Genomic DNA, 3685 nt, shown 5'->3' with positions numbered 1-3685 from the left:
TCGGAGTCACCCACGATGCGCTTCCGTTGGCTGGGATAGTCGGCGGTGTGCCTGTCCACTTGTCGGCAAGGAATGTCTTGAGATCATCGGCCATGAGGTAGGCCAGCGCGGTGCCGGGGTGGATGCCGTCAGGGTTTCCAACATTGTCGTTGTCAGGATACCAAACCTCATCAGCATAGCCGTTGCCATCCTTCGTGATTAGATCATCCCACTGGCGATAGGTCCACAGCCCGTCAGCTTCCCACGCCAAGCGCAGCGCCGTGTTTACGGCAATGATCTTGTCGCGGGTGGTCGTGCTGTTCTGTGAGCTTGCACGCTGCAAGATGTCGGTTCCAATCACCGGCTTGCCGGTAGCGACCAACGCGGCCCACACGGCCCGAACGCGAGCGATGGTTGTCGCTGCGTCCTGATCAGGAACGTCATTGGTTCCGATGTGGACGATGAAGAAGTCAGGATCGGCGGCAATAGCGTCGTCAATCGGGATGAGATCACCATAGACCACGCCGCCGTTTAGGTAGGTGTAAGCAGTGATCCCGCTGTACCCGTGGTCGCGGTCACGAAGTATTCCTACCTTGTATGTGTTTGACGAAGTTGGTCCAACTCCGACGACTTGGCGGTTTGAAATTTGCTCCAATACCGCAGCCCATCCACGCTGATCGAAGTTGATTGAATCTCGCCCGTCTGGATTGTCGTTTAGCGTGCTGCGGTCGGTGATCGAATCACCTACGGCAGCAAACGTGGCAACTGATGGCACTTGCGGGTCTTCCTCATGGCTCACATTCACCCACACACCTGCAGGCGGCGTGCCGTGCCATTGGTTCAAGCTGCCATCGGTCAGGTCATACCAAAACGGATGCTCGGCAGGATCGGGCGCGGTGGCGGATTGAAACGCATCACTACTATTAGGCACCCGCCCAACAGTAATCGCGACGGTAGTATCAGTGATCACGGCCTCAACCGTCACCCCAATCTCCGTCGCATCTACTGTCACTAGCACATCACTCATGGTTTCGTAGGATCTTCCAAAATTTCAAACTCCACAGTCACATAAGTCTTCCGATCGCCATCCGCATCCGTCGTCTCAAGCGAGCACTTAACCCCACCTGCAGCAAACGGCAACGTCTGAGGTAAAACCTCCACAAGCCAACCGGGCGAACTTGCCTCCGTGATCACGATCTTCTGCGCGTCGTCCGCATTATCGCTGTCGAGCATCACTGTCGTCCCGTCGACCACACTACGCAGGCCGAACCTTGCCCGCGAGAGGTCGTTCGCCATCGCGCTAGTGAACGAAAACGCCAAACCATCCCACCGATCTCCAAGCACCACATTCGGCGCGATAACATTTGCAGGGGTCATAGTGAGGTTTATGGTATAAACAGGACTTGGAGGGAAGCTCGAGAGGGTTTGCCCGGAGGGCGAGCGATAACAAGCGTGTTGTCGTAGGGTTTGCCCGGTAAACCGGGCGGATGCGTTACACGGCGGCTGTGATGGCGCGGAGTTTGGCGATTTCGTCCTCGGGGGCGAGAGTGGAGAGGAGTTCGTTGGCGCGTTTGGAGTCGCGGGCTTTGACACCGGGGAGGGTTTTCGAGAGAATCTCGCGTGAGGCGGCGATGCGGTGGGCGTCGTTGGGAGACGTGTCGCGGATTCGCATCAGGGTGAGCAGGCTGTCGACCGCTGCGGCTTCGAGAAGGTCGTCAATGCGGTCGGTGTTCTCACGAAGGAGGTCGTTGATGAGTGCCGCGGCGCGAGTTGAGGTGAGCCAGGAGGAGATCTCTGCGATGGGTTGGTTGACCTGCGGGGAGATGTCGTGGATGGGCATGCCGGTGGCAAACAGGCTCGTTGCGATGCGCTGCCAGGGCTTGAGTGGCAGATCGTCGTTCGCGTATTCGCGCGTGTTGAGGTCAAGTGAGAGGGCGGCCATGGAGACGGGAGGTTGTGCGAGAGCGTTTGTGTCGCTGGGTCCTAGATTGAATCGGAGATTCTGGTCGAAAAGTGTCCGTTGCGGGATTTGAACCCGCGAAACCGCCACAAAGGGCGACGTTTTACCAGCTAAACTATCGGGACGTTAAGGGTTCGAGGACTTTTGAATCGGAGATTCCGGTTAGCGCGAAGAGCTCGGCCTGACTTCGAGGTCGGGACGAGCGGTGGTCGGGGAGATTCGTGGACGTGTGGTCATGGTGTGAATGCGAAAAGGGTTAGAGCTTGCGCTAGGCTATTTTAGCTGCTAGTGGGGTTCATGGCAAGCGAGTGTTTTTTCCTTTTTTCTCCGCTTTTCTTTCATGGAGCTTATCCCAAAAAAGTTAGAAAAGCCGATATGTCTATACCCGGCACGCCTCGGAGGGAAGGGAACCCCCTAGGACGTGTGAGCGCGGAAATGCGCGTTTTGTCCCTGAGTAGTGAGAGGCTAGCGCAATTGCTGGCCCGATTGAAACACGAATACAATATGAACATGAACGCAACAGATACAAAGCAAGCAGTTACGAACACAACTCCCCACTATGGCACGTTAGAAGTAAGTGCGCAGAAAGGTACAGAGATTGTTAAGGTCAAGGTCGATCTTGACAAATTGGAAGTCTTGTTACAAGAACCGGGAGTTTTCCGTAACTTTGTCGAAATGGCTAGCACAGCAGCGTTTCACCGTAACGGTGAGGGGTGGAAGAAAGCGAAGACGATGAGCGGGGAGGGGTGGCTGATTTATTCCGCTACACCGACCGTCCGAGTCATTCAGGACGACAAGGACAAAGCGGCAGCGCAATTCGGGAAAGTCTGGCAAGTGCTGGGTGGACAGGACGAAAAAGCCCGGGCGGCGTTTTACGCTGCGAGCGGTCTAGAGCCGTTCACGGATGAGGCAGGAATGGCAGTGAGTTTCGCACTACAACGGGCGGCGATTGCGGCGCGTGTGGCGGCGGAAACGCTAGCGGCCAAGCAAGCGCAAGCCGACGCGCTAGCGAGCTTGCTCGCACCGAAAGGGGGTGACAAGTGAACTCGCAACGGCTGTTACGCCGCTATCACGCCTTGCGGGAAAGCGACAGAATGAACAGTCTGACCAAAGCGGGCAAGCTCCTGATGCACTTGCTTTTCGTGCTTTGGTGGTGCATCTGCGATTGTGACGGATTGCAAGCGAAGTAGTTACAGACAAACGAACCGGACAGGGACACGTTCCTTGTCCGGTTTTTTCGTGCCCGGGCGCAAGGGGAAAAGCCCGCCTTGTCTGGCATAGCCCGCAATCGCGCCAGAATCGCCGGAGAGCGAGCGGAGCGCAAGGCGCGGGGCCATAGCCCATAAGCACCTCCGCCCGCCAGAAAAGCCAAGGTGGTCAAGCGCGTCGGACCACCACCCGCCACCGCCCGCATCCCTCTAGTTTCTCGCCGGACTCGCCTATCTCGCCGGGTCCGCGATACTAGAGGGAACAATGCTTGTCCTCATATCGCCCAGTCTTCACTCAGGCCTGCGGCCAGTCTGCACACTCTCAGTCTTCACTCATATCGCCCAGCCACACACGCACACACGCACGAGGTATAATACCCTCCGCGCTCGCGGGTGGCGATTATGCCATAAACAGCACCGCGGGCCTGCGGCCAGGGTGCACGAACACGTTCGAGTGTGCTCGGTTTTAAACAACGTGTTTTGAGTGGGTGGGAGTGTTTGTGCCTAGGAAACCACCCACCGGGTACCCCCCCATATA

Annotated in this window: 4 protein-coding genes; 1 reads left to right on the top strand and 3 read right to left on the bottom strand. The window is 57.1% G+C overall.

Going from position 1 to position 3685, the window contains the following annotated elements; all coding sequences use genetic code 11:
• From QZY48_RS14755 to QZY48_RS14745, 3 genes are all read right to left on the bottom strand, one after another.
• On the bottom strand, nt 1–964 hold a 964-nt coding region (locus tag QZY48_RS14755), incomplete at its 3' end, for an SGNH/GDSL hydrolase family protein (protein ID WP_295432053.1).
• A gap of 38 nt (nt 965–1002) precedes the next feature.
• Complete coding sequence (locus tag QZY48_RS14750) at nt 1003–1275, bottom strand: hypothetical protein (protein WP_295432050.1); 273 nt, start codon at nt 1273–1275, stop codon at nt 1003–1005.
• A gap of 196 nt (nt 1276–1471) precedes the next feature.
• Complete coding sequence (locus QZY48_RS14745; RefSeq protein WP_295432047.1) at nt 1472–1921, bottom strand: hypothetical protein; 450 nt, start codon at nt 1919–1921, stop codon at nt 1472–1474.
• Nucleotides 1922–2443: 522 nt separating this feature from the next.
• Between QZY48_RS14745 and QZY48_RS14740 the strand changes: the two genes are divergently transcribed.
• Complete coding sequence (locus QZY48_RS14740; RefSeq protein ID WP_295432044.1) at nt 2444–2983, top strand: hypothetical protein; 540 nt, start codon at nt 2444–2446, stop codon at nt 2981–2983.
• Nucleotides 2984–3685: the final 702 nt, after the last annotated feature.

Source organism: uncultured Thiodictyon sp. (assembly GCF_903828115.1).
GTDB lineage: Bacteria > Pseudomonadota > Gammaproteobacteria > Chromatiales > Chromatiaceae > Thiodictyon.
Note: the sequence above shows the minus strand (reverse complement) of the source record. Positions and strands in the feature narration are given on the sequence as shown.

Coding starts and splice junctions, on each gene's coding strand:
- QZY48_RS14745 (WP_295432047.1), bottom strand. CDS start 1,921: ATGGCCGCCCTCTCACTTGACCTCAACACGCGCGAATACGCGAACGAC.
- QZY48_RS14740 (WP_295432044.1), top strand. CDS start 2,444: ATGAACATGAACGCAACAGATACAAAGCAAGCAGTTACGAACACAACT.
- QZY48_RS14750 (WP_295432050.1), bottom strand. CDS start 1,275: ATGGCGAACGACCTCTCGCGGGCAAGGTTCGGCCTGCGTAGTGTGGTC.